The organism is Ruegeria sp. Alg231-54, from assembly GCF_900143525.1.
GTDB lineage: Bacteria > Pseudomonadota > Alphaproteobacteria > Rhodobacterales > Rhodobacteraceae > Ruegeria.
This window is the reverse complement of sequence record NZ_FREZ01000007.1, coordinates 139,250-166,249: the sequence shown is the minus strand read 5'-3', so window position 1 is coordinate 166,249 and position 27,000 is coordinate 139,250. Positions and strand designations below refer to the sequence as shown.

Sequence of the window (27,000 nt, the reverse complement as noted above, 5' to 3'; positions counted from 1 at the left end):
ATGTTTACCGTTTGCAAGCCCGTTCGCAAGCTGGCGAAATCCGCCGCGATCCTGGCAACCGCCACTTTCCTCGCTGCATGTGAGCCCGGCGGCCTTGGCGGAGGCCCGTCAATCAACACGTCGAAACCCGTTCCGGTCGCACTTTTGGTTCCGGCGGGATCGGGAAATTCCGGCGACGCCCAACTGGCGCGGAGCCTTGAGAACGCGGCGCGTTTGGCCATGGCCGATCTGCAGAATGTTAAGATTGATCTGCGCGTTTATGACACGCGGGGCAGCTCGAACACGGCCGCGACAGTCGCGCAACAGGCCGTCGCAGATGGGGCGAAGATCATCATTGGCCCGGTTTACGCACAGGCGGCAAACTCGGCGGGTCTCGCCGTGCTGAACAACAAGGTCAACGTGCTGTCCTTCTCGAACAATACCAGCATTGCAGGCGGCAACGTCTTTGTTCTGGGCCCGACCTTTCAGAACACGGCCAACCGTTTGGTCAACTTTGCCGGATCGCAAGGCAAAACCAGCATGGTCATCGTCCACAGCAACGATGCAGCCGGGCAGCTTGGTCAATCGGCGATTGCAACTGCGCTTGCCAGCAGCCGTGTAGCGAACGCGGGTACGGTTGGCTATGACCGGTCTCAGCAAGGCGTCATCAACTCTGTTACAACGATCAAGGCAACCGTGGATGCTGCTGGCGCAGATTCGGTGTTTCTGACGGCAACGACGGCAGGTGCACTGCCGCTGTATTCGCAGCTGTTGCCAGAAGCTGGTGTGTCGTCGGCCACCACCCAGTTCGTTGGCCTGACACGCTGGGACATCCCGTCTCAGACGCTGGATCTGCCTGGTGTTCAAGGGGGCTGGTTCGCCCTGCCCGACCCGGCAAAGGCGCAGGCTTACCGCCAGCGGTATAACAGCACCTATGGCGAGGCTCCGCACCCGATCAGCGGTCTGGCCTATGACGGCATTGCAGCAATTGCGGCTTTGGTCAGCCAAGGCAAATCCGACGCGTTGACCACATCAGCCCTGACCCAGAACGCCGGATTCCAGGGCGTTGGCGGCATCTTCCGCCTACGGTCCGACGGTACGAACGAACGCGGTCTGGCCGTTGCCACGATCCAGAACAAACAGGTAGTAGTGATTGACTCCGCCCCTCAAAGCTTCTCTGGCGCCGGTTTCTGATCAGCCGGTGCTGACACTAACTCCCAAGGGTGAGCTGATCTGCGCGGCCGATGAAATTTTCGACAGTACCGCCATCCTGGCGCAACTGTCGGAAGCCTTTGAAAATATTCAGGACAACGCCGCGCGGCGGAATGAAACCGTGCGCATCCTGCGCGATGCCCAAAAGGCTGGGCGCAAGACCATTGCAGATGCCTTCGCTAAACGCCCCTTTGACGCCAGACCTTTGACCCGGTCCTACACCTATCTGACCGACGCGTTGGTCTGCACAGCGATGCAAGTGGCCAGCACCTATCTACATCCGCTGGCAACCCCGACGCAGGGCGAAAAGATTGCGGTTCTTGCTGTTGGTGGATATGGCCGCGGCGAAATGGCCCCGGCTTCGGACGTCGATCTGCTTTTTTTGACGCCCTACAAGATCACCGCCTGGGCCGAGAGCGTCATCGAATCCATGCTCTACATTCTTTGGGATCTGCGTCTGAAGGTTGGCCATTCATCCCGAACGATCAAGGATTGTCTGCGACTGGGCACCGAGGATTTCACCATCCGTACCGCGATGCTCGAGCAACGCTATCTGGCTGGGGACGCAGCCCTTGCCGAAGAACTTGACAACCGCCTGAAAACCGAGCTGTTCAAGGGCAGCGAGCGTCAATTCATCGAGGCTAAGCTGCAGGAACGTGACGAGCGCCACCACAAGCAGGGCGAGCGTTACATGGTCGAGCCCAACGTAAAAGAGGGCAAGGGTGGGCTGCGCGATCTTCAATCACTCTACTGGATTGCAAAGTACATCTATGGCGTTCAGGACGTGGCTGAACTGGTCCCTCTGGGCCTGTTTGAACCCGAGGAATTCAGCACCTTTGTAGAGGCCGAAGAGTTTCTGTGGGCTGTACGCTCTCATCTGCATCTGCTGACCGGTCGTGCGACGGAACAACTGACCTTCGACCTGCAGGTCGAGGTTGCCGACCGTATGGGTTATGAAGACAGGGCCGGGCGACGGGCTGTTGAAGTGTTCATGCAACGCTATTTCCGCGAGGCAACGCGCGTCGGAGAACTGACCCGGATCTTCCTGACCAAACTCGAAGCGTCACACGTGAAAGGCGCCGCCCTACTGGAACGCATCTTTAGGCGTCGACCACGTGTCAAAGCAGGATACAAGGTCGTTCACGGTCGCTTGGATGTAGCGGACGCCAAGAAGTTTCTGTCCGACAAGCTGAACCTTCTGCGTCTGTTCGAGGAAGGTCTTCGCACTGGCATGCTGATCCACCCGGATGCGATGCGGCTGGTGACAGCCAACCTGAACCTCATCGACGACGACATGCGCCAAAACAAAGAGGCGCAGCGCATTTTTCTGGACCTGATGCTGAAGCACGGCAACCCAGAACGCGCCCTGCGCCGCATGAACGAATTGGGAGTATTGTCGGCATTCCTGCCAGAGTTTGAGCACATCGTGGCGATGATGCAGTTCAACATGTATCACAGCTATACAGTGGACGAGCACACGATCCAGACCATCGTCAACCTGGCCCAGATTGAACGCGGTGAACTGGTTGAATCGCTGCCGCTGGCCTCATCGATCCTGAAACGCGGGGTTAACCGCAAGGTTCTCTATGTGGCCTTGCTGCTGCACGATATCGCCAAGGGGCGACCCGAGGACCATTCCATTCTGGGTGCTCAGATCGCACGCAAGGTTGCTCCACGCTTGGGTCTGAACAAATCGGACTCGGAAACCGTGGAATGGCTGGTGCGATATCACCTGTTGATGTCGGACATGGCACAGAAACGCGACATCTCGGACCCGCGCACTGTGCGCGATTTTGCCAAGGCGGTGAAGACGGTCAAACGGTTGGATCTGCTAACGGTTCTGACCGTGTGTGACATTCGCGGCGTTGGGCCGAACACCTGGAACAACTGGAAGGCCACCCTGCTGCGCGCCTTGCACGCTGAAACCAAACGGGCGCTTGAAACCGGTATGGAAGACCTGAATCGGGCCAACCGTGGCGCAGAAGCCAAAAAGGCGCTGCGTTCGGCGCTTGACGATTGGTCGAAGACTGACCTGAAGGCCGAAACAGGACGACACTATGCGCCCTATTGGCAGGGCCTGAACCTGTCTACACATATTGAGTTCGCGAAAATGCTACGCGCTCTGGAACACAGCGGCGACCCCGGCGCGATGGAAATTCACCTGCACCCGGATGACGATCGCGACGCCACCCGAGCGTGCTTTGCGATGGCAGACCATCCGGGGATTTTCGCCCGCATCGCCGGGGCGCTTGCGTTGGTTGGGGCCAACGTGGTCGACGCCCGTAGCTATACCACCAAGGACGGGTACGTCACCGATGCGTTCTGGATTCAGGATGCCGAGGGCCACCCTTTTGAGGCCAGCCGATTACCGCGACTGACACAGATGATCCAAAAGACGCTCAAGGGCGAAGTCGTGGCGCGTGACGCTCTGAAATCGCGCGACAAGATCAAGAAACGCGAACGCGCCTTCAATGTGCCGACCCATATCATCTTCGATAATGACGGGTCCGAGATCTACACCATCATCGAGGTTGATACCCGCGACCGCCCGGGCCTGTTGTATGACCTGACAAGAACGCTGGCTGCGGCCAATGTCTATATCGCCAATGCCGTGATCGCGACCTATGGTGAACAGGTTGTCGATACTTTCTACGTCAAGGACATGTTCGGCCTGAAATACCATTCCGAAAGCAAGCAACGCGGTCTTGAGACTAAGCTGCGCAAAGCCATCACCGAAGGTGCGGAGCGCGCAATCTCATGAAACAGATCCGGTTGTTTTCAGGCCTGTTCACGGTCGGATTCTGGACGCTGGCCAGTCGGATTCTGGGATTTCTGCGAGAGATTTTGCTGACCGCCTATATCGGGCCCGGTCCGGTGATGGACGCCTTTGTCGCCGCTTTCCGCCTGCCCAACATGTTTCGCCGTTTCTTTGCCGAAGGTGCCTTCAACGCCGCCTTTGTACCAATGTTCTCGAAACGGTTGGAGGGCGAAGAAGACGCCGAAGGATTTGCACAGGATGCCTTCAACCTGCTGGCGGCGGCTGTTTTGGCACTGGTTGGATTGGCGATGGTATTCATGCCTGGATTTGTTTGGCTGACCGCCGAAGGGTTCTATGGCGATGAACGCTTCGACATGGCCGTCGACTACGGTTACGTCGTTTTTCCCTATATCCTGTTCATGTCGCTGGCCGCGCTGTTTTCCGGCGTTCTGAATGCCACCGGTCGGTTTGCGGCTGCCGCTGCCGCGCCTGTCTTACTCAATATCTTTGCCTGTACTGCTTTGATCGCAGGCGCGCTGTCTGGCGGCGACGTAATCTGGTGGCTGATCACGGTCATTCCGCTGGCAGGAGTCGCGCAACTGGCGCTGGTTTGGGTGGCGACAGAACGTGCAGGTATTCGCATCCGTCCCGGCCTGCCCAAGCTCAGCCCGGAAATGCGACGCATGGTTCGCATTGCGGTGCCCGCCGCTTTGGCGATGGGCGTCACGCAGGTCAATCTGGTGGTTGGCCAGCTTGTTGCCTCTAAAACTGAAAAGGCCGTCAGTTGGCTGTTCGCAGCGGATCGGCTGTATCAATTGCCATTGGGCGTGGTCGGTATTGCGGTGGGGATCGTCCTGCTCCCGGATCTGTCCCGCCGCTTACGGGCCGGGGACAAGGACGGGGCGCGGAATGCCTATTCCCGCGCCGGAGAGTTCACACTGCTGCTGACCCTGCCGTCCACCGTTGCCTTTCTGATCATTCCAATACCTCTGGTGTCGGTCCTGTTCGAACGCGGCCAATTCAGCCCCGAGGACACTGTAGCCACTGCCTTGGCCGTAGCTATCTATGGCGTCGGCCTGCCCGCTTTCATGCTGCAAAAGCTGCTGCAGCCCTTGTTCTTCGCGCGCGAAGACACCCGCTCTCCGTTTCGCTATGCCGCAGTTGCGATGGTCATCAATGCCGGGCTGGCCTTTGGTCTTTACCCGTTGGTGGGGTGGATCGCACCGGCGATCGCGGCTTCGGCTGCCGGTTGGGCGATGGTTGCCTTGTTGGCGATTGGAGCGGGCCGTTTCGGCGATGAAGCACGGTTTGACGACCGGTTCAAACGACGTGCCTGGCGCGTCGTCGCGGCATCGCTGGGTATGGGCGCTGTGCTTTTCGCCGCCCTTCACATTTTTGGCTGGACCTTCCAGGTACCCGGATGGCGTTATCTGGCGCTGCTTGTCCTGATCATAGTTGCAGCAGCCACCTATTTCTTCCTCGGCCACCTCTTCAAAGCGTTCGAGCTGTCCGAGTTCAGAAAAGCGTTGCGCCGATCCTGATCAGTCGCGGCGAATACGTCCCACGATCCGCGCCCATCCGCCCGGTGCCAGGAAAAACGATAGGCCAAATCCAGTGGCAAACCCGCCCAGATCGGCAACCCAATCGGACGTGCCGCCAAACAAAAGTCCGAACACCAGCTGGATGCCCATCAAAACCGCGATCAGGCTGAAGGCCCGGGATTGGTTTTCGCCGACCAGTGACAACTTGCGCCACAGCAGCCATGTGAACGCGCCGATCAGACCGTAGACCGGCGGGAACCCTCCGACCAGCGGATAGGCGGGATTCAGCAACAAACCATAGGCCAACGCGCCACCGATACCGGATAAAACGAAAATGATCAGCATCTGAAAACCGCCGAAAACTTCGGCCACCATTTTGCCCATGGCCAGAACGAAGACGCTGACAAAAACCGCCTGGGTAAAACTGCCCGACACGAACGGATAGGTCACGAAACGGATCACATGTTCTAACGGCCAACGGCCATTCTCGATCATCCAGTGAAAGATATCCGGGGAAAAGGTGTAACTCTGCAGGGCATCCAACCGCCAACCTACCGCTGATGGCCCACCCACAAGACCACGTGCACCCAGCGTAAACGCCAATTCGATCCCCATGATGAACAGGACCAACGCCACCACGACGGGCGGCAGAGGGTTCACGGCGGGTGTATAATGCTCACTGCTCATTGGGCTGGCCTTTCGCGGCTGTTGACGTCCCTTGACCTCATGGGTAAGCGACGGGGGCTGATTTTTCCAGACGGGAGTTCCCTTCGATGACCGAAACCAAGTTCACGCCGCGCGTGTTTTCCGGCATCCAGCCTTCGGGAAACCTGCACCTTGGCAACTATCTGGGTGCACTAAAGCGTTTTGTGGATATGCAAGGCGAAGATTTCGAGACGATCTATTGCATGGTCGACCTGCACGCGATCACCGTCTGGCAAGACCCGGCCCGTCTGCGCGAAAAGACCCGTGAGGTATGCGCCGGTTTTATTGCTGCCGGTCTGGACCCTGAAAAGTCCATCCTGTTCAACCAGAGCCAGGTGGCCGAGCACACGCAGCTGGCTTGGATCTTCAATTGTATCGCCCGCATGGGTTGGATGCAGCGGATGACGCAGTTCAAGGATAAGGCGGGCAAGAACGCTCAGAACGCCTCGCTGGGTTTGTTTGCTTATCCGGCGCTGATGGCAGCGGATATCCTGACCTACCACGCGACACATGTGCCGGTGGGCGAGGACCAGAAACAGCATCTGGAGCTGACTCGCGACATCGCGATCAAGTTCAACCATGACTATGGCGTGGATTTCTTTCCGGTGACCGAGCCGGTAATCGGTGGACCCGCGCCGCGCGTGATGAACCTGCGGGACGGCTCGCGGAAGATGTCGTCTTCGGACCCGTCCGATATGACCCGGATCAACATGACGGACGATGCCGACGAGATCGCCAAGAAGATCCGCAAGGCCAAGACAGACCCGGATGCCCTGCCTTCAGAAACCGATGGTCTGTCCGAACGCCCTGAGGCCCGCAATCTGGTCAACATCTACGCCGCGTTCAGCGATCAAACGGCGGAACAGGTTCTGGCCGAAGTCGGCGGAAAGCAATTCGGTGAGTTCAAACCGATGCTGGCCGAGTTGGCGGTTGCCAAACTGGCTCCGATCTCAACCGAGATGGCCCGTCTTATGGGTGAAGAGGCCGAGATTGACCGGATTCTCGCACGCGGCGCGGAAAAGGCGCGGGCGATAGCGGCCCCGATCCTGCAACAGACCTACGACATCGTGGGTATGGTTGGCGCAAAACAAGGCTGATTGCGCTGGACCTTCCAGTGACGCCTTCCTAGGTTGCCCCAAGGGCAAAGGAGGGCGTCATGGCAGTCGGCAAAAATATCCGCACCTATTTTGATGGTCAGTGGCATAACGGGGACGCTCCGATTATGCGCGCGGCAGATCATGGTGCATGGCTAGGGTCTTCGGTCTTTGATGGCGCACGTTTCTTCGAGGGGCTGACCCCGGATTTGGTGGCCCATTGCGAACGGGTCAACCGCTCAGCCGAGGCGCTTTTGCTGACACCAACCGTGACGACCGAACAGATGGTCGAAATCGTCCGCGATGGGCTGGATGGCTATGCCAAAGGTTCCGCCGTCTATATTCGGCCGATGTATTGGGGCATCGACGGTGACGCCACGGCCATTGTGCCTCAGCAGGACAGCACCGGATTTGCGATTTGTCTGGAAGAGATACCAATGGCACCGGAAACAGCTTCGGTCACGCTCACCACCACGCGGTTTCGCCGCCCGGTTCTGGAATCAGCTGTTGTAAACGCCAAAGCCGGATGCCTGTATCCAAACAACGCCCGAATGCTCAAAGAGGCCAAGTCCAAGGGGTTCTCGAACGCGCTGGTAGCGGATGCCTTAGGTCATGTGGCTGAAACCGCCACCGCAAACATCTTCATGGTCCGGGACGGCGAGGTATTCACCCCCACGCCCAATGGAACTTTTCTGGCTGGCATCACCCGAGCGCGACATATCAAAAACCTGCGCGCTGACGGCGTGATGGTCCACGAATCTGTCCTCAGCTTTGAAGATTTTCACAAGGCGGACGAGGTGTTTATGACCGGTAACATGAACAAACTAACGCCGGTCACCGCATTAGAAGACACCCAATATCAGGTCGGACCGATTGCACGCCGCGCGCGCGAGCTTTATTGGGACTGGGCTGCAAGCACTCGGTAGTCACACGCCGTGTTGCCAGCCCGCATTTGGTCGGGCATGATCCCCCTAAATACACGAGGACACCCATGCGTAAGTTTCTAGTCATTCTGGATGACAGCCGCGAATGCCTTAACGCGATGCGTTTCGCTGCAATGCGTGCAGCCCATACCGGTGGAGGGGTAACGATCCTGTCCGTCATCCCACCCGATGAGTTCAATCACTGGATCGGTGTCGCCGAAACCATGCGCGAAGAGGCACGCGAACGCATCCATGCGCATTACGAAGTTTTCGCCAAATGGATGCGCGACAAACAAGGGATCGACCCCGAACTGTCCATTCGTGAAGGCGAACCTGTCGCTCAGATCATCGAACATGTCCAGTCAGACCCGGACATCGGCGTTCTGGTTCTGGGTGCTGGCATCGAAAAGAAAGGGCCTGGCCCCCTGGTGACGCAGCTGACCAAAAACTCGGGCAGCTTGCCGATTCCGATCACAATTGTGCCCGGCGACCTTAGCAAGGAAAAGCTGGAAGCCATCACCTGAGGCCACCCAATGCAACGCCGCATCCAGTTCTGGTTCGAATTCGCATCGACCTACTCCTACCTCAGCGCCATGCGAATCGAACAGGCTGCGGCACAGCATGACGTCGTCGTAGAATGGCATCCCTTTCTTCTGGGGCCCATTTTCGCGGCGCAGGGCTGGGACAATTCCCCGTTTAACATCTACCCGGCCAAGGGACGTTATATGTGGCGCGATATGGAGCGTTTGACGGCGCAACGCGGCCATTCCTTCCGGCAGCCGGACCCGTTTCCGCAAAACGGCCTGAAGGCTGCGCGTCTCACGCTGGCTATTGAAGATCAGTCCCACAGGGCGCGTTTCGTTCGGGCGGTCTATACAGCGGAATTTGCACAAGGTCAGAACGTGTCGGACGATGCGGTTCTGGTTGATTGCCTGAAATCCGCCGGTTTGCCTGACGACCTTTTGGACAGAACCCAAGACCCCGAGATCAAGTCAGATCTGATCGAGCAGACCAAAACCGCTCAGGCCAAGGGGTTGTTTGGCGCGCCGAGTTTTCTGGTCGGTGACGAACTATACTGGGGTGATGATCGGTTGGATGAAGCGATCCGGTTGGCAGCCAACATTTAGAATCGTTCCAAATCTTGACTTATCCGGCCCGGGCCCGCATATCAGAAGCAACTGAAACGGAGCCGTGACATGTTCATCCAGACCGAATCCACGCCGAACCCTGCAACCTTGAAGTTTCTGCCCGGCCAGACCGTGCTGGAAGCGGGCACTGCGGATTTCCCATCGGCTGAAGCCGGTGAAAAATCACCTTTGGCAAAACGGATTTTTGCGGTTAGCGGAGTAACGGGTGTATTCCTCGGCAATGACTTTGTGACCGTCACCAAGTCTGATGACGTCCAATGGGATCACATCAAGCCTGCGATTCTGGGTGCGGTGATGGAGCATTATCAATCCGGCCAACCGGTCATCGGAGCTGGTGAAACAGCCGCATCGGGACATGCTGAGCACACTGGCGAAGATGCCGAAGTCGTAAATCAAATCAAAGACTTGCTTGATAGCCGTGTCCGTCCGGCGGTTGCACAGGATGGCGGCGACATCACGTTCCACGGGTTTGACAGGGGCGTTGTCTACCTGCACATGCAGGGTGCTTGCGCGGGCTGCCCGTCTTCGACCCTGACGTTGAAGATGGGTATCGAAAACCTGCTTCGCCACTACATCCCCGAAGTGACTGAGGTTCGCCCTGTTGCCGTCTGACCTCATTATTTTGGCGTTTGATACATCGGCCGCGCATTGCGCGGCCGCTTTGTTGTGCGGCGACCGGATCGTGACTTCGCGCATCGAAGCCATGTCGCGCGGTCAAGCCGAACGCCTGATGCCGTTGCTTGAAGAGGTTCTGGCAGATGCCGGATATGGGTGGAAAGACCTGTCCGCGATCGGTGTCGGCGTTGGACCCGGAAACTTTACCGGCATCCGAATCTCGGTTTCTGCGGCGCGCGGCCTAGCCCTGGGGCTTGGCGTTCCAGCGGTAGGCGTATCCGGGTTCGACGCTTTAGCCGAAATGCCCACGGGCGCTCTGCCTGCGATCCGCGCCCCGCGTGATCAGGTTTACGTGGCGTTGCCGGGCCAAGGTCCCATGCTTATGCTTCAAATTGAGGCAGAATCACTTGGCCCCCTGATCCTGAATGACGACGCCGATGCACAAGTTCGCGCTATTGCCCGGATCGCCGGGCAAAAGTGGAAGACCAACACCGCGCAGCCGGCTCCACTCTATGTTCGGCCTGCGGATGCGGCACCTTCCAAGGACACACCCCCGGTTTTACTGGACTGATGAGCCCCGAGGATCTTGCCAGAACACACGCGGCGGCATTTACCCAGTCACGGTCGTGGGCTGCGGTCGAATTTGCAGATCTTCTGAACAATCGGTTCATCCATGCCGTTGGAAATAATCAATCTTTCGCGCTGTTCCGGGTGATCGGCGATGAGGCGGAATTGCTGACGATCGCCACGCATCCGGACGTTCAGCGACAGGGCTTAGCCCGAACTTGCATGCATGAATGGCACACGAAAGCAAAGGCTTTGGGCGCGACGCGCGCTGTTCTGGACGTCGCTGCAGATAACTGGCCGGCCATCGCGCTGTATGAACACAGCGGTTATCGCGCCTGTGGTTTGCGCAAGGGGTATTACCTGCGCGAAAACAATCAGAAAATTGATGCTATCGTGATGGAATCCGCTCTGGATTGACCGCCTAAGATATATTTTTTCGACCAAATGGTCAAAAATCTGTTGACCACGGTGGTTGCAAACGTCCTTAATTCCCGCCATCACAACAGTTATGCTCGCTCACAGTGGGTGAACGGGGCTAACTTCGCCCCGACCGATAATAACAAACGGGAGTATAAAATGACCCTGATGAAATCCTTGATGGGTGCCACCGCCGCAGTCGCACTTACGGCTGGCGCTGCGTTGGCAGATCCTGCCTTGATCTTTGATCTTGGTGGCAAGTTTGACAAATCCTTCAACGAAGCCGCCCATAATGGCGCGTCGCGTTGGGCCGAAGAAACCGGCGGCACCTATAACGAGATCGAGATCCAGTCCGAAGCACAGCGCGAGCAAGCTCTGCGCCGTTTCGCTGAATCCGGCTCGAACCCGATCATCACGATGGGTTTTGGCATGGCTGATCCGCTGTCCGCCGTGGCCGCCGATTACCCGGACACCAAATTTGTTGCGATTGACGTCAACTGGCTGGACATCCCCAACATCCGCCAAATCGGTTTTGCCGAACATGAAGGGTCATATCTGGTTGGCATGATGGCCGCGATGGCATCGGAATCCGGCACCGTCGGCTTTATCGGTGGCATGGATATCCCGCTGATCCGCCACTTTGGCTGCGGTTATGCGCAAGGTGCCAAGGCTGTAAACCCTGACATCAATGTTGTTGCCAACATGACCGGTACCACCCCGGCAGCATGGAACGACCCGGTGAAGGGTTCGGAACTGACCAAAGCACAAATCAGCCAGGGCGCTGATGTGATCTATGCGGCCGCTGGCGGCACCGGTGTTGGCGTTCTGCAGACCGCGGCAGACGAAGGCATCCTGTCGATCGGCGTGGACAGCAACCAGAACCACCTGCACCCGGGTAAGGTTCTGACCTCAATGCTGAAACGCGTTGATGTTGCCGTTTACGATGCGATGTCAGCGGGCGAAGGCCTGGAAACCGGCGTGTTCCAGATGGGTCTGGCCGAAGAAGGCGTTGGCGTCGCCATGGATGACAACAACGCACCTCTGGTCTCGGACGAGATGAAAGGCGCAGTCGACAAAGCGCGTCAGGACATCATCGACGGTAACGTCTCTGTTGTCAGCTATTACGAGAACGACAGCTGCCCGGCACTGCAGTTCTGATATCGCGCAAGGCGGGGGTACAACCTCCGCCTTGCCCCCGACTCTGCCGCGTATGACTCCGCGGCCCTTTCGGCAATTGAGGACAAGACATGACCGTCCCCGCCATTGAGCTCAAAGGGATATCCAAAGCCTTTGGGCCGGTTCAGGCCAATAAAGACATTTCTATCAGCGTCGCCCCCGGTACGATCCATGGGATCATTGGTGAAAACGGTGCGGGCAAATCCACGCTGATGAGCATCCTCTACGGCTTTTACAAAGCCGATAAAGGTGAAATCTGGATTAACGGCAACAAGACCGACATCCCTGACAGTCAGGCGGCCATTGCCGCCGGGATCGGGATGGTGTTCCAGCATTTCAAACTGGTTGAGAATTTCACCGTTCTGGAAAACATCGTTCTCGGTGCCGAGGACGGCGGGCTGCTGGCCCCGTCCTTGTCCAAAGCGCGCAAAGAACTGAAAGCGCTGGAAGAGGAATACGAGCTGTTCGTAGATCCCGACAAGCGCATCGACGAGATTGGCGTCGGAATGCAGCAAAGGGTCGAGATCCTGAAAGCCCTGTATCGCAAGGCCGAGATTTTGATCCTGGACGAACCCACCGGGGTTCTGACCCCGTCCGAGGCTGACCAGCTGTTCCGCATCCTTGACCGCCTGCGGGCCGAAGGGAAGACAATCATCGTAATCACGCACAAATTGCGTGAAATCATGGAAAACACCGATACGGTTTCGGTCATGCGGCGCGGTCAGATGACGGCGACGGTGAAAACAGCCGACACCAGCCCCGAGGAACTGGCGGAGCTGATGGTGGGCCGCAAGGTGCTGCTGCAGGTCGACAAAGTACCTGCGCAACCCGGTAAGCCCGTTTTGGAAATTGAAAAGCTCAGCGTTTTCGATTCGACCGGGGTCGAACGGGTCAAGGGTATCGACCTGACCGTTCGGGCCGGTGAAATCGTCGGTATCGCTGGCGTGGCCGGAAATGGCCAATCGGAGCTTCTGGAAGTTCTGGGCGGCATGCGCCCGGGTCAGGGTTCGATCAAATTGAACGGCAGCCCGCTGGCGCTTAGCGGTCCGGGATCGGACGGCCAGGCCCGTCGCGCCCAACATATTGCGCATGTTCCCGAAGACCGCCAGCGCGAAGGTCTTGTGATGGACTTCCATGCTTGGGAAAACGTGGCCTTTGGCTATCACCGTGATCCTGCCTATCAGAGCGGGATTTTCATGAACAATGCCGCCCTGCGCGCCGATACCGAGCGCAAGATCGAGAAATTCGACGTCCGGCCACCTGATGCATGGCTTCCGGCCAAGAGCTTCTCGGGCGGGAACCAACAAAAGATTGTTGTCGCGCGCGAAATTGAACGGAATCCGGATCTTCTATTGGTGGGGCAACCTACCCGCGGCGTCGACATCGGCGCGATCGAATTCATTCACAAGCAGATCGTCGCGCTGCGCGATCAGGGTAAGGCAATCTTGCTGGTCTCGGTTGAGTTGGAAGAAATCTTCTCGCTATCGGATCGCATCGCTGTGATGTTTGACGGACATGTCATGGGCGAACGACTGCCCCATGAAACAGATGAAAAAGAACTTGGCCTGTTGATGGCCGGTGTTGCGGGAGAGGCCGCGTAACATGGAAAAGATGCCCAAATGGGCCGATGTGGTGCTGATCCCGCTGATCAGTCTGATATTGGCCGCAATCTTGTCCGCCTTGGTCATTCTGGCCATCGGTGAAAACCCGATCGAAGCGGTGAAACTGATGGTAACCGGCGCGCTCGGGTCGACCTACGGTTGGGGGTATACGCTGTATTATGCCACCAACTTTATGTTCACAGGGTTGGCTGTGGCTGTCGCCTTCCACGCCCGACTGTTCAACATCGGGGGCGAAGGTCAGGCTATGCTGGGCGGGCTTGGCGTTGCCATGGTATGCCTTTACATCCCATGGCCGCATTGGAGCATTGCGCTGTTGGCGGCTTGCGCAGGTTCGATGCTGTTTGGCGCGGCATGGGCCGCCATTCCGGCCTATCTACAAGCCAAGCGTGGCAGTCACATCGTGATCACAACGATCATGTTTAACTTTATTGCGGCAGCATTCCTGAACTACGTGTTGGTCAATCTTATGCGACCACCGGGCGCGCAAGACCCCTCGTCTGCGCGTTTCCCCGAGGCCGTTCACCTGCCCACATTTCAGTCGATGTTCTCAACCGCCGAAAACGTGGTGTTCAAAGGGACCCCTGTTAATATCACCTTCTTCATCGCGGTATTGGCCTGTTTTGTCGTCTGGGCACTGATCTGGCGGACAAGGTTGGGCTATGAAATCCGGTCCTACGGCAAGACCGAAACCGGCGCTGTCTATGCAGGCATTTCGCCGGTGCGGATCACGATCATTGCGATGCTGATTTCGGGCGCGTTGGCGGGGCTGATGGCCATCAACAACGTGATGGGTGAGGCCGAACGCCTGGTTTTAAACGCAACCGAGGGCGCGGGATTCATCGGCATCGCTGTTGCTCTGATGGGCCGGTCGCACCCGTTTGGTGTATTCCTTGCGGCGATCCTGTTCGGGTTTCTCTATCAGGGCGGTGCAGAATTGGCTTTCTGGACATCGATCCCACGCGAACTGATCGTTGTCATTCAGGCACTGGTGATCCTATTCACCGGAGCATTGGACAACATGGTCCGGATGCCGCTTGAAAAGCTGTTCCTGAGCCTGCGGAAGGGAGCGCAGTGATGGAGTTCTTCATTACCTTCATCCAGGTCCTGGACTCGACCATCCGTCTGGCCACACCGCTATTGCTGGCCTGTCTGGCCGGCCTCTATTCCGAGCGTGCAGGCATTTTCGACATCGGTCTTGAAGGCAAGATGCTAATGGCCGCCTTCTTCTCGGCAGCCGTCGCGGCCGTGACCGGATCGGTCTGGTTGGGGCTCCTGGCGGGGATCGCCTCTTCTCTTGTTCTTTCCGGGCTTCACGGTTTGGCCTCGATCACCTTCCGGGGCAACCAGTTGATATCCGGGGTCGCAATCAACTTCCTTGCGGCAGGTATGACGGTCCTTGTCGCGCAAAGCTGGTTCGAACAGGGCGGGCGCACGCCCTCGCTGTTTGGTGGCGGTCGTTTCACACCCATCAATTTCCCCTTTGCCGAATCACTGAGCGTGGTGCCGATCATCGGGCCGATCTATTCTGAACTGCTCTCGGGCCATTCGATCCTAGTTTATGTCGCGTTCCTGATGGTGCCTGCAACGTGGTGGATTCTGTATCGCACACGGTTCGGCTTGCGCCTGCGCGCTGTGGGTGAAAACCCCGCTGCCGTCGACACGGCCGGTGTTTCGGTCGTTGGCCTGCGCTATGCCGCTGTTGCCATCTGTGGCGTGCTGTGTGGCATCGCCGGGGCTTATCTGGCCACTGCGTTGCAGGCCGGGTTCGTTAAGGACATGACTGCAGGCCGTGGGTTCATCGCGCTGGCAGCTCTGATCTTTGCGAAATGGCGCCCCTGGCATGCAATGGGCGCTTGCCTGTTGTTCGGTTTGTTGCAGGCCATCGCGCTGCGGTTCCAGAACATCGATCTGGGCGGCGTGGTCATCCCTGTGCAGGCGATGGACGCCCTGCCTTACGTGCTTACCGTCGTTATTCTGGCCGGGTTTGTCGGTAAAGCGGTTCCGCCGCGCGCCGGTGGCGAACCCTATGTGAAAGAGCGCTGATAAGTCCAGTTTCGGACTCAGTTCAGTCCTGTTCGCTGCAGAGCGGCATGCGGAGTTGATTTTGCATGCCGCAACCGTTCTAAAGGGGTATGCATGTGTCGCCAATCATACCCCACGACTCGGAATCCACCCGGACCGTGTATTTGGGAACGCATGAACGCCTCAGCACTGAGGAAAACCAGACATTTAGCCGTATCAGGCTGCTGGCATGACGCCCAGCGAACCGACATCCGCCATGTGGCCACGGGGCACTGCCGCCGCGCGTCGCATTAAACCTACACCACTTTGCCTTGAGGCGACCCCGGTCACTCTCTGTGACCCGCCTACCCTCATCCAGTAGCTCGATATGCAAATTTACCTTCCTATCGCCGAAGTTTCTGTCAACGCCTTCCTTCTATTGGGGCTTGGGGGGATGGTCGGCATTCTTTCGGGCATGTTCGGTGTCGGCGGCGGTTTCCTGATGACGCCCCTGCTGTTCTTCATCGGCATTCCGCCAGCCGTTGCGGTTGCAACCGAAGCCAACCAGATTGTTGCCTCTTCATTCTCTGGGGTTCTGGCGCATTTTCGACGAAAAACAGTCGACCTAAGAATGGGGACCGTCCTATTGATAGGCGGCTTAATAGGTGCTGCACTTGGGGTGGTGATCTTCAACTACCTCAAAAGCCTCGGGCAGGTCGATCTGCTTGTGACGTTGTGCTACGTCGTGTTCCTTGGCGTCGTGGGCGGTTTGATGTTCATCGAAAGCCTGAACGCGCTCCGTAAATCCAAGAAAGGCGTGTCTGCACCCCCCAAGCGTCGGCAGCGCGGCTGGGTGCATGCGATGCCGTTCAAAATGCGGTTCCGAACTTCGGGCCTGTATATCTCGGTCATTCCGCCTGCGCTGGTTGGCCTGTTCGTTGGCGTTCTGTCGGCCATTATGGGTGTTGGCGGCGGGTTCATCATGGTGCCCGCGATGATCTACCTGTTGGGAATGCCCACCAAGGTCGTGGTCGGGACATCCCTGTTCCAGATCATCTTTGTCACCGCCTTTACGACCATGCTGCATGCCACCACCAACTTTACAGTTGATGTCGTTCTTGCCGTATTGCTTCTGGTTGGCGGCGTCATCGGCGCGCAGATCGGAACTGTGATTGGCGCACGTATGCCAGCCGAGCAGTTGCGGGTGTTGCTGGCAGCGCTAGTTCTTGCGGTTTGCGGAAAGCTGGCCTTGGATCTGCTGATTGAACCATCCGAGCTGTTCTCGCTTGGCACCGGCGGAGGGCACTGATCATGCTGAAACGCTTGCTTGTTGCATTGGCCCTTTGCGCCAGCCCAGCTCTGGCCGTTGAGGAAGAGGTCGTTCTGGGCCTCAGCCAGGATCGCGTGGCCATCACCGCCAATTTCGACGGATCTGAGATTCTGGTCTTTGGCGCGGTCAAACGCGAGGCTCCCATTCCGTCAGGACCACCGCTGGAAGTGATTGTGGCAGTGTCCGGCCCATCCAGTCCTGTCACCGTTCGGCGTAAAGAGCGCAAGCTTGGAATCTGGGTCAATACTGACAGTGTCCTCGTAGACGAAGCCCCCAGTTTTTATGCGGTTGCGACCAGCGCGCCCTTGAATGAGATTCTGTCGGATATCGAAGACCTTCGGTACAGCGTGTCAATCGAACGTGCCATCCGGTCTGTTGGTGCTGCGATGAACATCCGCGGCGCGCAGGAATTCGCGGACGCTGTTATTCGTATTCGCGAGCACGAAAGTCTGTATTCCATTCGCGAAGACACCGTGGCCGTTGATGAACAAACCCTGTTCCGTACCTCGATCGAAATGCCTGCGGATCTGACCGAAGGCGATTATGTGGCACGCATCTTCTTAACCCGTGGCGGTTCGGTCGTTTCGCAATTTGAGACCACCATCGACGTGCGCAAAGTGGGTTTGGAGCGGTTCTTGTACAACATGTCCCGCCAGCAACCGGTCTGGTACGGCTTGATGTCATTGGTGATCGCGATTGCGGCGGGTTGGGGTGCGTCAACCGCGTTCCGCCTATTGCGCGAGTAACTGACCGTTACCCACGTCCGATGTAGGGCATCGTCGTGGCCATCACCGTCATGAACTGAACGTTTGCCTCAAGCGGCAGGTTTGCCATGTGCAAGACGGACCGCGCTGCATCTTCGACGGCCATTGTTGGGTCGGGCTGCTGCCCGTCTGCAATGGCCGCATCGACCAGGCCCTGCACCATCTGTGTTCGCGCATTGCCGATATCGATCTGCCCACAAGCGATATTGAAGCCCCTCCCGTCCAAAGACAGACTGCGGGTCAGGCCCGTTATGGCGTGTTTTGTCGCCGAATAATGCACCGAGTTAGGGCGCGGCACATGGGCGGCAATTGAGCCGTTATTGATGATGCGCCCGCCTTGCGGCGATTGGTGGCGCATGATCCGAAACGCCTCACGGGCACACAGGAACATGCCGTTCAGGTTGACGGCGACGCTTTGGTACCAATCGTCCAACGCGATCTCGTCAATCGTTCCCCCCGGCGCGAAAATTCCCGCGTTGTTGAACAGAACATCCAAATGGCCCGCCTTACCCTGAAACTCTCTAAAGGCGGCCTCGACCGCTTGTGCATCGGTGACATCCGCGACCAGTGGAATTGCGTTTGCGTGCTCTGCAGCCATTTGGTTCAGCCTGTCAGCACTGCGCGCCAATAGACCAACCGTCCATCCTTGGGCCAGAAACAATTCAGCAGTGGCGCGCCCTATGCCAGAACTTGCGCCGGTCACAATAATGGAAGTCATGTCTCTTCTGCCTCCAATGTCAGCGAGGCCGCCGGGACAGCGCGCAGGTCGTCCACACGCAGCGGATAGGTCGGCTTGGCAAGCCGGTTGCGCACGACCCAGATCAGCCTTTCCTGCGCGCGTGTGATAGCCACATAGGCCAATCGTTTCCATAGCGGCTGTCCAGCTTCAGTACGGCCCATACGGGCAGCGGCATAGATATCCGGAGCAAACACTTGAACAGTGTTCCACTGCGACCCTTGCGCCTTGTGAATGGTGACCGCTGCGCCATGAAGAAAGGTGGCGCCCATGCGGGCGGCAAAAGGAATAAACGGCTCTTCCTCGTCCGGTTTTTCAATCTTGACGATGGATGCGGCGCTGACCTGAGGGTCTTCGGCACCCATCACGTGCAACCTGGAAAAGCCCGGTTTGCGGCCGGGGCCCAGATAGATGACCTGAGCGCCCTTGATCAGGCCACGCGCCTCAAGATCCAGCCGTTTCTTGCGATGTTTAAGGGGCAGTTCAATACCGTCGCAGATTAGCGGTTCACCTTCCAACAATTCGGTATCCGGCGCGCCGTGAACATTCCGAAAAGCCTGAATTAGCCGAATGCGGGTTGCATTGCGCCAGACCAGAACGGGACTGCGGGCCATCAGATCGACCTCGACCCGCTGCCCCCAAACCACACGGTCGTCCTGACGGGCGGTCTGCTCGACCATGCGCTCAAAATCTTCGAACCCAATCTGAGGGTCCGACAGCGCATGGGCAAGGTCCAATATCGGGTTATCCGCATCCTGCCGATGAACTCGGTGAAGGATTTGTTTGCGCGGTTCCGGCAATGCCTCGAACACCATGCTGCCCGACTGATTGACCGGCGCCAACTGTGCCGGGTCACCAAACAGCAGAAGTGTTGGGAAGATTTCTTGCAAGTCTTCGAATTGCCGGTCATCCAGCATCGAGGCTTCGTCCACAAACCCGATGTCCAACGGCTCGTCCCGGCGTTTCCAGCCGGTTATAAAATCGGAGCCCCGTAACCCTGCCGCGGCCAACGCTCCGGGAATGGATTTGTTGTTCTGGTAAAACGCCGCTGCGCGATCCAGCGCCTCGTCGGTCAGGCCTTCGATTTCGGGGCGTTCGTCATTGCCTGCCAGCCATTCGGCGATGCGCTCGTATTCCGGGTCGTAGACAGGCGTATAAAGGATACGGTGGATCGTGGTGGCTGGCACCCCACGCAGACGCAATACGCTGGCCGCTTTGTTCGTCGGGGCCAAGATCGCCAGACTGCGTTTTTCACGGGCTTTGCGGCTCTCGAAATCGCCGGACACGATCTGAACGCCTGTGTCCGCAATGGCCTTGTAAAGCTCGGCCAGCAGCAGGGTTTTTCCGGACCCCGCCTTGCCAATCACGGCCATCACACCGGACTTACCCGATCCCGGAAGCTTCAGCAGCGCGTCATCGTCAAGGTCAACACCTGCCGATTTCAGCATCTCAGAGATGCTGTCATACGCGGCGGCCTGGTCGTCAGAGTAGGTCACAGAGGGCAAAGACATGGCGCGACCCTACAAGCCCGCGCCAGCTATCGCCAGATGTGGAATTCGGTTTTCATCCTGTCACGCTGACAATGCAAACGGGTGTTGCCTGCCAACGCCGAAAGCCGTTTAGAACCACAGCCGCGACAATTCACGCGGGATGCCTGCGCGCTTGGCCACGCGATGGCAGTCGTCCGCCGAGTAAGGCCACATCCCGACCGAGATTTGATCACACCCCTTACCTTCCGTGCCCAGCACGATCGGGGATGATCCGATCAGGCGATAGATGCGAATCATGCGCGCATCGAAAACGCCCGCGATATGGGTCAAACCAAACCCCTCCATCATTTCGCCTCCGCTAAGCATGATAGCCCCGGCTGTGTGCGGTCTTGCCTTGCGGGACAGGCAAAAGCGCGTCACCTCCCAAATCAGGGGGCTGCTGATTGGTTTGTCGCCCGTCAGGTGTCCAAACACCTCGTTCACCATTACCGAACCGGTCGTCGGCAAAACACGCATGGACCCACCATGGCTGCCATCCGGTTCTTCCCAAATAACATAGATCGGGTTCAGATCATCGTACTGATCCCGCTCTTCCCCCTTGTCGTTGACATGAACATCCCAGCCCAGCCGGGTTTTGAATTGATCGGCGCGGACCCGAAACATCCCCTCCGCCAGTTTTGGATACTTGTGCAATTCGTCAGCATAGACATAACGCAACATGACTCTTTTCCCCTTGTCGTCCCGTGCAAGAACGAAGGGGGTACAAAGTCGTGGTTAATTTCCGGTTTTTAGTGCGCGCGCGCCTTAAACGACTATTAACCCTCGGCTCAAGGCCGTTGCGATAGCATGAGTTGTGTTTTGCGCACCCAACTTGGCGCGTGCGCTTTCGATATAGACCCTCAGCGTATGTTCCGAGATCGACAAGGAATGAGCGACCTGTGCCCTGCTATAACCCAGGGCGAGCAAGGTCGTGGCGTCCACTTCACGCGGCGACAATCCGCGTGAAGATTCGGGCTGACGGTCACTTTCGAACTCCAGCGCCTTTCGGTTGAAGTAATGCGCGATCAGGATCAGTTCACGCCCATGCGTTTTGATGAACCTCTGCCAGGTGTCATCGTCACAGGTATGATTGACGGTAAACAAAGCGAATTGGCCATTCGGTCCGCGGATCGGAATGGAAAAACCTTGATTGCCAACGCCGTGCTCTAATGCATCCTTCAAAAACGTCTTGGCAACCTTGCCCGACCAATCCAGCGTCTTCCAGTCCACCGGATGAAACCGTTGGAAACAGCCCAGTATGACCGGATCGATTCTGTGGTAGTTACGCTCGCGGTATCTTTCGGCCCAGACGTCGGGATAGGTGGTATAGCCGTATTGATCACCAGCCCCGTCGACCCAATGGTAAATCAGGTTTTCAATCTGCAGCCTGTCCCGCAGGCGAATGGCGACTTCGCTTAGTTCGTCAAGCGAGCTGGTGTTTTCCAAGTCCTCCAGAACCTGGCTCATATCGAGTTTTGTTGCCATCCGCTGGTGCCCGAACCTCATTCTTTCTGGACGAGATTTCGGCTGCGGCGATCAGCTTGGTGTCATCCAACTGCTCGGCAAGCGCGGTCAAACCGTTTTCAACAGCAAAGGCGCTGAGGTCCGACAGTACGTCCAGTATCCACTCATTTTGCGCCATCAGCGTCTCTCCGAAACGGTTAACGAAGGGTTAACACAACCATAGCATGAGAAAGTTTTTTTAGCCTATTCACTGATTTCTACTCCCCAAAAACAGCGGGGTATTTTCGTTTAAGTCTTTGAAAAGGCTGATACCACCGCCCAAAAAGAAACACCCGCGAGCCGGAAAACCGATTCGCGGGTATTTTGGATTTTGTATGAGACGAACTTAGTCGCGCGCGGACAGAACCTCTTCCAAGGTGCGCATTCCGGTCTGTGGAGCCTGAACCAGCACTGACATGTTGCCCGGCTTATGCTCGTTGCGCATCATTTTCATATGCGCCTCAGGCAGATCGGCCCAGGTGAACACTTCGGACATGCACGGATCCAATCGACGCTCGACCATCAGCTGGTTTGCTGCGGCCGCCTGTTTCAGGTGAGCAAAGTGCGAACCCTGCAGACGCTTCTGGTGCATCCACATGTAGCGCACGTCAAAGGTCAGGTTATAGCCGGTTGTACCGGCACAGATTACAACCATACCGCCTTTTTTAACGACGAAGGTCGAAACCGGGAAGGTGCTTTCGCCGGGGTGCTCGAACACCATGTCGACGTTGTTGCCTTTACCGGTGATGTCCCAAATGGCTTTGCCGAACTTGCGGGCCTCTTTGAACCACTCGGCATATTCGGGTGTGTTGACCGTCGGCAGCTGACCCCAGCAGTTGAAGTCTTTGCGGTTCAGAACGCCCTTGGCACCCAGACCCATCACAAAGTCGCGCTTGCTTTCGTCCGAGATCACACCGATGGCATTTGCACCTGCGGTGTTGATCAGCTGGATCGCGTAAGAGCCCAGACCACCCGATGCGCCCCAAACCAGAACGTTCTGACCCGGCTTCAAATCGTGCGGTTCATGGCCGAACAGCATCCGATAAGCGGTCGCCAGTGTCAGCGTGTAGCAGGCGCTTTCTTCCCAAGTCAGGTGCTTGGGACGCGGCATCAACTGTTGAGCCTGAACATTGGTGAACTGCGCGAACGAGCCGTCTGGAGTTTCATAGCCCCAAATTCGCTGGCTATCCGAATACATCGGGTCGCCACCATTACAGTGTTCGTCGTCGCCGTCATCCTGATTGCAGTGGATGACAACTTCATCACCAACTTTCCAACGGGTGACTTTTGAACCAACTGCCCAAACGATGCCAGACGCATCCGAACCGGCAATGTGGTAAGGTGCCTTATGGCCGTCAAAAGGCGAGATCGGCTTGCCCAGCGAGGCCCAGACGCCGTTGTAGTTGACGCCTGCAGCCATGACCAGAACCAGCACTTCGTGACTGTCCAGCACGGGGACGTCTACGACTTCCTGAATCATCGCGGTGTCCGGGTCGCCGTGGCGCTCCTTGCGGATCGCCCATGCATACATTTTCTTGGGCACAAAACCCATCGGAGGGATTTCACCCATCTCATAGAGGTCTTTTTCCGGTGCCTCGTACGACGCGATGCCGCTGTCGGTGTCCAGAGCCATGTTGGCCTCCTTCAGTTCTAAACCTTTGCCGCGATGCAGAATCGCGTGCATTAACCGATGGAATATTGGCCTTTAGGAAATAATGCAACCGAAATCGGTGCCGTTTTGTAATTTTATGACCCAGCGGATGCAGAAATTTCCTTCGCATCTGCAGCATTTCCCTCGTCTGGTCCCATCGGAACCGAGGCTGCATAATATTTCAGAAGATCAACCCTTTGACCGGACAGGCATATTTTCCCGTCACTGCGCCTGAGAATTCGCCGTTCGACCAACTGATCAATCGCGGCTTCAACCGATGTCTGGTTCTCTTGGTCCGTCATTCCATTGCGACGCATGAGCTCGACAATCACCTGAACGGCATCGGCCTCCGACATCTCTTTATGCTTTTGCATTAGCCAACACGCGGCGGGTACAGGGACCAGCGGGATGGCAGCGCGGAGTCGCGTCATCAGGTCACGCGCCAAATCGGTCATCAGATCGCGCTGATGATCTGCCAGAAACGCCCGCAAGGAAACGGGCTGACCATATCGGACCGAGGCTAGGCCAAATCGTTTGTAGCGCCCGATCACCCGCCGCCAGAGTTGTTTGAGGATCCATCTGGTAATTACGCCGATCCGCGCGCGAAACCGTCGTTCATTGCCTAATGCGGCACGCGTCAGAACAGTATCTTCGAGCACACGATCATAGTTCAGCGCCACGGGGACGAATACAACATCGCGGCCCTCTTCCGAGGTCCCGTCAATAATATATTTGAGCAAACCCAGCTTTGGACGACCCAGGGCACCAGTCAGACTTAGCCCACCTTCGGGGAACATGGCTTGCGTCACTCCTGCCGCGGTTGCGTGGCGCACATAACAGGACAACACCTGACGATAGAGATCATTGCCGGACTTTCGCCGGATAAAATAAGCCCCCATCGCACGAATCAGACGGCTAAGGGGCCAGACACGGGCCCATTCACCCACCGCATAAGAAAGGGCCGAATGTTGCGCTGCGAGGTAGGTAACGAGCACATAGTCCATATTGCTGCGATGATTCATGACGAAAACCACCGTGGCGTCGGGGTCGATGTTTTCGACAGCGTCTTCGTCCTGATAGCTAAGCTGCACATGATAAAACGCATTGCTCAGCAAACGAGCCAGACGGATCGCAATGCTGAAATAGGCAACTGCGGAAAACGAAGGAACGATCTCACGCGCGTATCGCTGCGCTTGCTCGAACGCCACGGCATCGGGAACACCCGTTTCGCGTGCGTGATCCTGAACGGCCTGACCAACCTGCGGGTCATAGATCAGGCGCTGAATCATATCGTGACGGTGTGCCAGCTTGAACGGCTGGATCGGCCGCTTCAGGCGCGTGTTCAATCGTTTCACAGCTCGTTCAAGGCGACGCCTAAAAAACCATCGCACCGATGGGAACAGAAAATGTGATGCCAAAGTGACCACGGCAAACACCAGGATCAGCAAAAAAAGCCAAAGCGGAAGTTCCACGGTCTGAGTCATGCGCGCACCCTGCCACCAAACGCGGCGACCTACAATCTGAAGAACCTGATATGCCGCGACGCAGCGAATTGACATATCCCAAAAATTGCGCTTTAGAAGCCAAGAACGTAATTTTCTTGCCCAGCCGAAACACGAGGTCCAGCTATGACGCAGACGCAGAAAGATCGCCCCTGGCTCATCCGAACCTATGCCGGTCATTCCACCGCCAAAGCGTCGAATGCGTTGTATCGCGGGAACCTGGCAAAAGGCCAGACGGGGCTTTCAGTGGCCTTTGATCTGCCCACGCAGACCGGCTATGACAGCGATCATACACTTGCGCGCGGCGAAGTGGGCAAGGTTGGCGTACCCGTCGGCCACCTGGGCGATATGCGGGTTCTGTTCGACCAGATTCCGTTGGAACAGATGAACACCTCGATGACGATCAATGCGACAGCGCCTTGGCTGCTTGCGCTTTACATCGCTGTGGCCGAGGAACAAGGCGCAGATATCTCTAAACTGCAGGGCACAGTTCAGAACGATCTGATCAAGGAATACCTGAGCCGCGGCACCTATGTCTGCCCGCCCAAACCCTCGCTCAAGATGATCGCAGACGTGGCCGAGTACTGTTATACCAACGTGCCGAAATGGAACCCGATGAACGTGTGTTCCTATCACCTGCAAGAAGCTGGCGCGACACCGGAGCAAGAGCTGTCTTATGCGCTGGCCACCGCCATCGCCGTTCTGGACGAACTGCGCCCTCGTGTCCCCGCCGAGGATTTCCCAGCGCTTTGTGGGCGGATTTCGTTTTTTGTGAACGCAGGTATCCGCTTTGTCACCGAAATGTGCAAAATGCGCGCTTTCGTCGATCTTTGGGACGAAATCCTGCGCGACCGCTACGGCGTAGAGAACCCGAAATTCCGCCGATTCCGGTATGGCGTTCAGGTCAACTCGCTCGGCCTGACCGAACAGCAGCCCGAAAACAACGTCTACCGCATCCTGATCGAGATGCTGGCCGTGACTCTTTCAAAAAAAGCCCGCGCCCGCGCAGTTCAGCTGCCTGCTTGGAACGAGGCACTGGGCCTGCCCCGCCCGTGGGATCAGCAGTGGTCCATGCGGATGCAACAGATTCTGGCCTATGAGACCGACCTTCTGGAATATGGTGACCTGTTCGATGGCAACCCCGCCGTGGACGCGAAGGTTGAAGAATTGAAAGAGGGCGCACGCGCTGAACTGGCCAATCTGGATTCAATGGGCGGAGCAGTAGCGTCAATCGAATACATGAAGTCACGGCTTGTTGATTCAAACGCTGAACGCCTGAACCGCATTGAACGGAACGAAACTGTCGTTGTCGGTGTGAACAAGTGGATCGAAGGCGAACCCTCGCCCCTGCAGACCGAAGATGGCGGCATCATGGTCGTTGACCCTGCTGTCGAACAAGAACAAATCGCGCGCCTAAATGAATGGCGGCAAGATCGCGATGACACAGCTGTCGCGGCGGCTCTGGCCGCGCTACGCGAAGCGGCGCAAACCGGCACCAACGTCATGGAGCCCTCAATCGCAGCTGCCAAGGCTGGTGTAACCACCGGTGAGTGGGCCGAAGAAATGCGCAAAGTCTACGGTACCTATCGTGGGCCCACGGGCGTTTCGGGCTCGGTCTCGAACAAGACAGAGGGCTTGGAAGATCTACGGGCCGCAGTGGATGCGGTCAGCGACAAGCTTGGCCGTCGCCTGAAATTCCTGGTCGGAAAACCGGGCCTGGACGGTCATTCGAACGGTGCGGAACAGATCGCATTCCGCGCACGTGATTGCGGTATGGAAATCAGTTACGAAGGTATCCGCCTGACGCCAGAGGAAATCGTAACCGCGGCTGCGGATGACGACGCGCATGTGATCGGCCTGTCTATTCTGTCCGGCAGCCACATTCCGCTTGTGCAGGACGTCATGAACCGGCTGCGTGAGGCCGGGCTGGACCATATTCCGGTGATTGTTGGCGGCATCATCCCCGATGACGATGCCGCAAAGCTCACTGCGATGGGTGTCGCAAAGATCTATACACCCAAAAATTTTGAGCTGAATGCAATCATGGGCGATATCGTCACCCTGGTAGATCCGCAAACCCTCGCGGCCGAGTAATACCGCTCAATTTCGTGGGCCTTTTTCTATCCCTGAAAAATGGGATAGAAAATACTTTCATTTGGAATTACGGTGTGACATTGGAAACACTAGTAATAACTAATTCCTGAGAGAGAGCTCGTGGCGGAAAAAA

The 27,000-nt window shown here is 57.3% G+C and carries 25 protein-coding genes; 17 read left to right on the top strand and 8 right to left on the bottom strand.

Annotation, left to right across the window (positions count from 1 at the left end):
* The 3 genes from DHN12_RS14210 to murJ are packed head-to-tail and all read left to right on the top strand — an operon-like array spanning position 1 to position 5,490.
* Entirely contained in the window at positions 1-1,173 is a 1,173-nt protein-coding gene (locus DHN12_RS14210; protein WP_108860791.1) for a penicillin-binding protein activator, read from the top strand.
* Positions 1,133-3,952, top strand: coding sequence for a [protein-PII] uridylyltransferase (locus tag DHN12_RS14205; protein ID WP_108860790.1), 2,820 nt, complete (start codon positions 1,133-1,135; stop codon positions 3,950-3,952). Before DHN12_RS14210 ends, DHN12_RS14205 begins: the two co-directional genes overlap by 41 nt.
* The gene (gene murJ, locus DHN12_RS14200) at positions 3,949-5,490 is read left to right on the top strand and encodes a murein biosynthesis integral membrane protein MurJ (RefSeq protein WP_108860789.1); all 1,542 of its coding nucleotides are present in this window, start codon (positions 3,949-3,951) and stop codon (positions 5,488-5,490) included. The genes DHN12_RS14205 and murJ overlap by 4 nt, the downstream gene beginning before the upstream one ends.
* Here the strand turns inward: murJ and DHN12_RS14195 are convergent, their stop codons facing one another.
* On the bottom strand, positions 5,491-6,177 hold the full coding sequence (locus DHN12_RS14195) for a rhomboid family intramembrane serine protease (protein WP_108860788.1): 687 nt from the start codon (positions 6,175-6,177) through the stop codon (positions 5,491-5,493). It lies immediately after the preceding gene.
* An 86-nt stretch (positions 6,178-6,263) separates the two neighbouring features.
* Here DHN12_RS14195 and trpS point away from each other — a divergent pair, with 86 nt between their 5' ends.
* From trpS to DHN12_RS14130, 13 genes are all read left to right on the top strand, one after another.
* On the top strand, positions 6,264-7,292 hold the full coding sequence (gene trpS / locus DHN12_RS14190) for a tryptophan--tRNA ligase (RefSeq protein WP_108860787.1): 1,029 nt from the start codon (positions 6,264-6,266) through the stop codon (positions 7,290-7,292).
* Between the two features lie 59 nt (positions 7,293-7,351).
* Positions 7,352-8,215, top strand: coding sequence for a branched-chain amino acid aminotransferase (locus DHN12_RS14185; RefSeq protein ID WP_108860786.1), 864 nt, complete (start codon positions 7,352-7,354; stop codon positions 8,213-8,215).
* 65 nt (positions 8,216-8,280) lie between these two features.
* The gene (locus tag DHN12_RS14180) at positions 8,281-8,736 is read left to right on the top strand and encodes a universal stress protein (protein ID WP_108860785.1); all 456 of its coding nucleotides are present in this window, start codon (positions 8,281-8,283) and stop codon (positions 8,734-8,736) included.
* A gap of 9 nt (positions 8,737-8,745) precedes the next feature.
* Positions 8,746-9,339, top strand: a complete 594-nt coding sequence (locus tag DHN12_RS14175) for a 2-hydroxychromene-2-carboxylate isomerase (protein WP_108860784.1) — start codon at positions 8,746-8,748, stop codon at positions 9,337-9,339.
* A gap of 69 nt (positions 9,340-9,408) precedes the next feature.
* Positions 9,409-9,972, top strand: coding sequence for a NifU family protein (locus tag DHN12_RS14170; RefSeq protein WP_058273506.1), 564 nt, complete (start codon positions 9,409-9,411; stop codon positions 9,970-9,972).
* On the top strand, positions 9,962-10,546 hold the full coding sequence (gene tsaB, locus DHN12_RS14165; RefSeq protein ID WP_108860783.1) for a tRNA (adenosine(37)-N6)-threonylcarbamoyltransferase complex dimerization subunit type 1 TsaB: 585 nt from the start codon (positions 9,962-9,964) through the stop codon (positions 10,544-10,546). Before DHN12_RS14170 ends, tsaB begins: the two co-directional genes overlap by 11 nt.
* Complete coding sequence (locus tag DHN12_RS14160) at positions 10,546-10,959, top strand: GNAT family N-acetyltransferase (RefSeq protein WP_108860782.1); 414 nt, start codon at positions 10,546-10,548, stop codon at positions 10,957-10,959. Before tsaB ends, DHN12_RS14160 begins: the two co-directional genes overlap by 1 nt.
* A 159-nt stretch (positions 10,960-11,118) precedes the next feature.
* A complete protein-coding gene (locus DHN12_RS14155) occupies positions 11,119-12,117 on the top strand; it encodes a BMP family protein (protein ID WP_058273679.1) in 999 nt (332 codons plus the stop codon).
* 89 nt (positions 12,118-12,206) lie between these two features.
* On the top strand, positions 12,207-13,736 hold the full coding sequence (locus DHN12_RS14150) for an ABC transporter ATP-binding protein (RefSeq protein WP_108860781.1): 1,530 nt from the start codon (positions 12,207-12,209) through the stop codon (positions 13,734-13,736).
* Between the two features lies 1 nt (position 13,737).
* On the top strand, positions 13,738-14,832 hold the full coding sequence (locus DHN12_RS14145; protein ID WP_108860780.1) for an ABC transporter permease: 1,095 nt from the start codon (positions 13,738-13,740) through the stop codon (positions 14,830-14,832).
* Positions 14,832-15,800: an ABC transporter permease gene (locus tag DHN12_RS14140; RefSeq protein ID WP_108860779.1), complete on the top strand. Its 969-nt coding sequence runs from the start codon at positions 14,832-14,834 to the stop codon at positions 15,798-15,800. Before DHN12_RS14145 ends, DHN12_RS14140 begins: the two co-directional genes overlap by 1 nt.
* Before the next feature lie 346 nt (positions 15,801-16,146).
* Positions 16,147-17,067: a sulfite exporter TauE/SafE family protein gene (locus tag DHN12_RS14135; protein WP_108860778.1), complete on the top strand. Its 921-nt coding sequence runs from the start codon at positions 16,147-16,149 to the stop codon at positions 17,065-17,067.
* Positions 17,068-17,069: 2 nt separating this feature from the next.
* A complete protein-coding gene (locus DHN12_RS14130; protein WP_108860777.1) occupies positions 17,070-17,834 on the top strand; it encodes a TIGR02186 family protein in 765 nt (254 codons plus the stop codon).
* Between the two features lie 7 nt (positions 17,835-17,841).
* Here the strand turns inward: DHN12_RS14130 and DHN12_RS14125 are convergent, their stop codons facing one another.
* The 7 genes from DHN12_RS14125 to DHN12_RS14100 all read right to left on the bottom strand — a co-directional run bounded on the left by DHN12_RS14125 (position 17,842) and on the right by DHN12_RS14100 (position 24,755).
* Entirely contained in the window at positions 17,842-18,570 is a 729-nt protein-coding gene (locus DHN12_RS14125) for an SDR family oxidoreductase (RefSeq protein WP_108860776.1), read from the bottom strand.
* Positions 18,567-20,099 (bottom strand): ATP-dependent RecD-like DNA helicase, encoded by a 1,533-nt coding sequence (locus DHN12_RS14120; RefSeq protein ID WP_108860775.1) that lies wholly within the window; start codon positions 20,097-20,099, stop codon positions 18,567-18,569. The genes DHN12_RS14125 and DHN12_RS14120 overlap by 4 nt, the downstream gene beginning before the upstream one ends.
* A 108-nt stretch (positions 20,100-20,207) precedes the next feature.
* Positions 20,208-20,798, bottom strand: a complete 591-nt coding sequence (locus DHN12_RS14115) for an acyl-homoserine-lactone synthase (protein ID WP_108860774.1) — start codon at positions 20,796-20,798, stop codon at positions 20,208-20,210.
* An 84-nt stretch (positions 20,799-20,882) separates the two neighbouring features.
* Positions 20,883-21,602, bottom strand: a complete 720-nt coding sequence (locus DHN12_RS14110) for an autoinducer binding domain-containing protein (RefSeq protein ID WP_108860773.1) — start codon at positions 21,600-21,602, stop codon at positions 20,883-20,885.
* Positions 21,541-21,759: a hypothetical protein gene (locus DHN12_RS24450; protein WP_058278773.1), complete on the bottom strand. Its 219-nt coding sequence runs from the start codon at positions 21,757-21,759 to the stop codon at positions 21,541-21,543. Before DHN12_RS24450 ends, DHN12_RS14110 begins: the two co-directional genes overlap by 62 nt.
* 207 nt (positions 21,760-21,966) lie before the next feature.
* Positions 21,967-23,253, bottom strand: a complete 1,287-nt coding sequence (gene ccrA, locus DHN12_RS14105) for a crotonyl-CoA carboxylase/reductase (protein WP_108860869.1) — start codon at positions 23,251-23,253, stop codon at positions 21,967-21,969.
* A 113-nt stretch (positions 23,254-23,366) separates the two neighbouring features.
* Positions 23,367-24,755 carry a 1-acyl-sn-glycerol-3-phosphate acyltransferase gene (locus DHN12_RS14100; protein WP_108860870.1) on the bottom strand — a complete coding sequence of 463 codons (1,389 nt, stop codon included), beginning with the start codon at positions 24,753-24,755 and terminating at the stop codon, positions 23,367-23,369.
* Positions 24,756-24,899: 144 nt separating this feature from the next.
* On the opposite strand from DHN12_RS14100, the gene DHN12_RS14095 reads away from it, so the two are divergent.
* Positions 24,900-26,867: a protein meaA gene (locus DHN12_RS14095; protein ID WP_108860772.1), complete on the top strand. Its 1,968-nt coding sequence runs from the start codon at positions 24,900-24,902 to the stop codon at positions 26,865-26,867.
* The last annotated feature ends 133 nt before the right edge of the window (positions 26,868-27,000 follow it).

Bases quoted from the DNA above. Each gene is read 5' to 3' on its own strand.
- DHN12_RS14160 (WP_108860782.1), top strand. From the start codon at position 10,546: ATGAGCCCCGAGGATCTTGCCAGAACACACGCGGCGGCATTTACCCAG.
- DHN12_RS14135 (WP_108860778.1), top strand. From the start codon at position 16,147: ATGCAAATTTACCTTCCTATCGCCGAAGTTTCTGTCAACGCCTTCCTT.
- DHN12_RS14180 (WP_108860785.1), top strand. From the start codon at position 8,281: ATGCGTAAGTTTCTAGTCATTCTGGATGACAGCCGCGAATGCCTTAAC.
- DHN12_RS14210 (WP_108860791.1), top strand. From the start codon at position 1: ATGTTTACCGTTTGCAAGCCCGTTCGCAAGCTGGCGAAATCCGCCGCG.
- DHN12_RS14130 (WP_108860777.1), top strand. From the start codon at position 17,070: ATGCTGAAACGCTTGCTTGTTGCATTGGCCCTTTGCGCCAGCCCAGCT.
- DHN12_RS14110 (WP_108860773.1), bottom strand. From the start codon at position 21,602: ATGGCAACAAAACTCGATATGAGCCAGGTTCTGGAGGACTTGGAAAAC.
- DHN12_RS14125 (WP_108860776.1), bottom strand. From the start codon at position 18,570: ATGACTTCCATTATTGTGACCGGCGCAAGTTCTGGCATAGGGCGCGCC.
- DHN12_RS14115 (WP_108860774.1), bottom strand. From the start codon at position 20,798: ATGTTGCGTTATGTCTATGCTGACGAATTGCACAAGTATCCAAAACTG.
- DHN12_RS14195 (WP_108860788.1), bottom strand. From the start codon at position 6,177: ATGAGCAGTGAGCATTATACACCCGCCGTGAACCCTCTGCCGCCCGTC.
- DHN12_RS14155 (WP_058273679.1), top strand. From the start codon at position 11,119: ATGACCCTGATGAAATCCTTGATGGGTGCCACCGCCGCAGTCGCACTT.
- trpS (WP_108860787.1), top strand. From the start codon at position 6,264: ATGACCGAAACCAAGTTCACGCCGCGCGTGTTTTCCGGCATCCAGCCT.
- DHN12_RS14150 (WP_108860781.1), top strand. From the start codon at position 12,207: ATGACCGTCCCCGCCATTGAGCTCAAAGGGATATCCAAAGCCTTTGGG.
- DHN12_RS14120 (WP_108860775.1), bottom strand. From the start codon at position 20,099: ATGTCTTTGCCCTCTGTGACCTACTCTGACGACCAGGCCGCCGCGTAT.
- DHN12_RS24450 (WP_058278773.1), bottom strand. From the start codon at position 21,759: ATGGCGCAAAATGAGTGGATACTGGACGTACTGTCGGACCTCAGCGCC.
- DHN12_RS14185 (WP_108860786.1), top strand. From the start codon at position 7,352: ATGGCAGTCGGCAAAAATATCCGCACCTATTTTGATGGTCAGTGGCAT.
- DHN12_RS14145 (WP_108860780.1), top strand. From the start codon at position 13,738: ATGGAAAAGATGCCCAAATGGGCCGATGTGGTGCTGATCCCGCTGATC.
- DHN12_RS14170 (WP_058273506.1), top strand. From the start codon at position 9,409: ATGTTCATCCAGACCGAATCCACGCCGAACCCTGCAACCTTGAAGTTT.
- ccrA (WP_108860869.1), bottom strand. From the start codon at position 23,253: ATGGCTCTGGACACCGACAGCGGCATCGCGTCGTACGAGGCACCGGAA.
- murJ (WP_108860789.1), top strand. From the start codon at position 3,949: ATGAAACAGATCCGGTTGTTTTCAGGCCTGTTCACGGTCGGATTCTGG.
- DHN12_RS14175 (WP_108860784.1), top strand. From the start codon at position 8,746: ATGCAACGCCGCATCCAGTTCTGGTTCGAATTCGCATCGACCTACTCC.
- DHN12_RS14100 (WP_108860870.1), bottom strand. From the start codon at position 24,755: ATGACTCAGACCGTGGAACTTCCGCTTTGGCTTTTTTTGCTGATCCTG.
- DHN12_RS14095 (WP_108860772.1), top strand. From the start codon at position 24,900: ATGACGCAGACGCAGAAAGATCGCCCCTGGCTCATCCGAACCTATGCC.
- DHN12_RS14140 (WP_108860779.1), top strand. From the start codon at position 14,832: ATGGAGTTCTTCATTACCTTCATCCAGGTCCTGGACTCGACCATCCGT.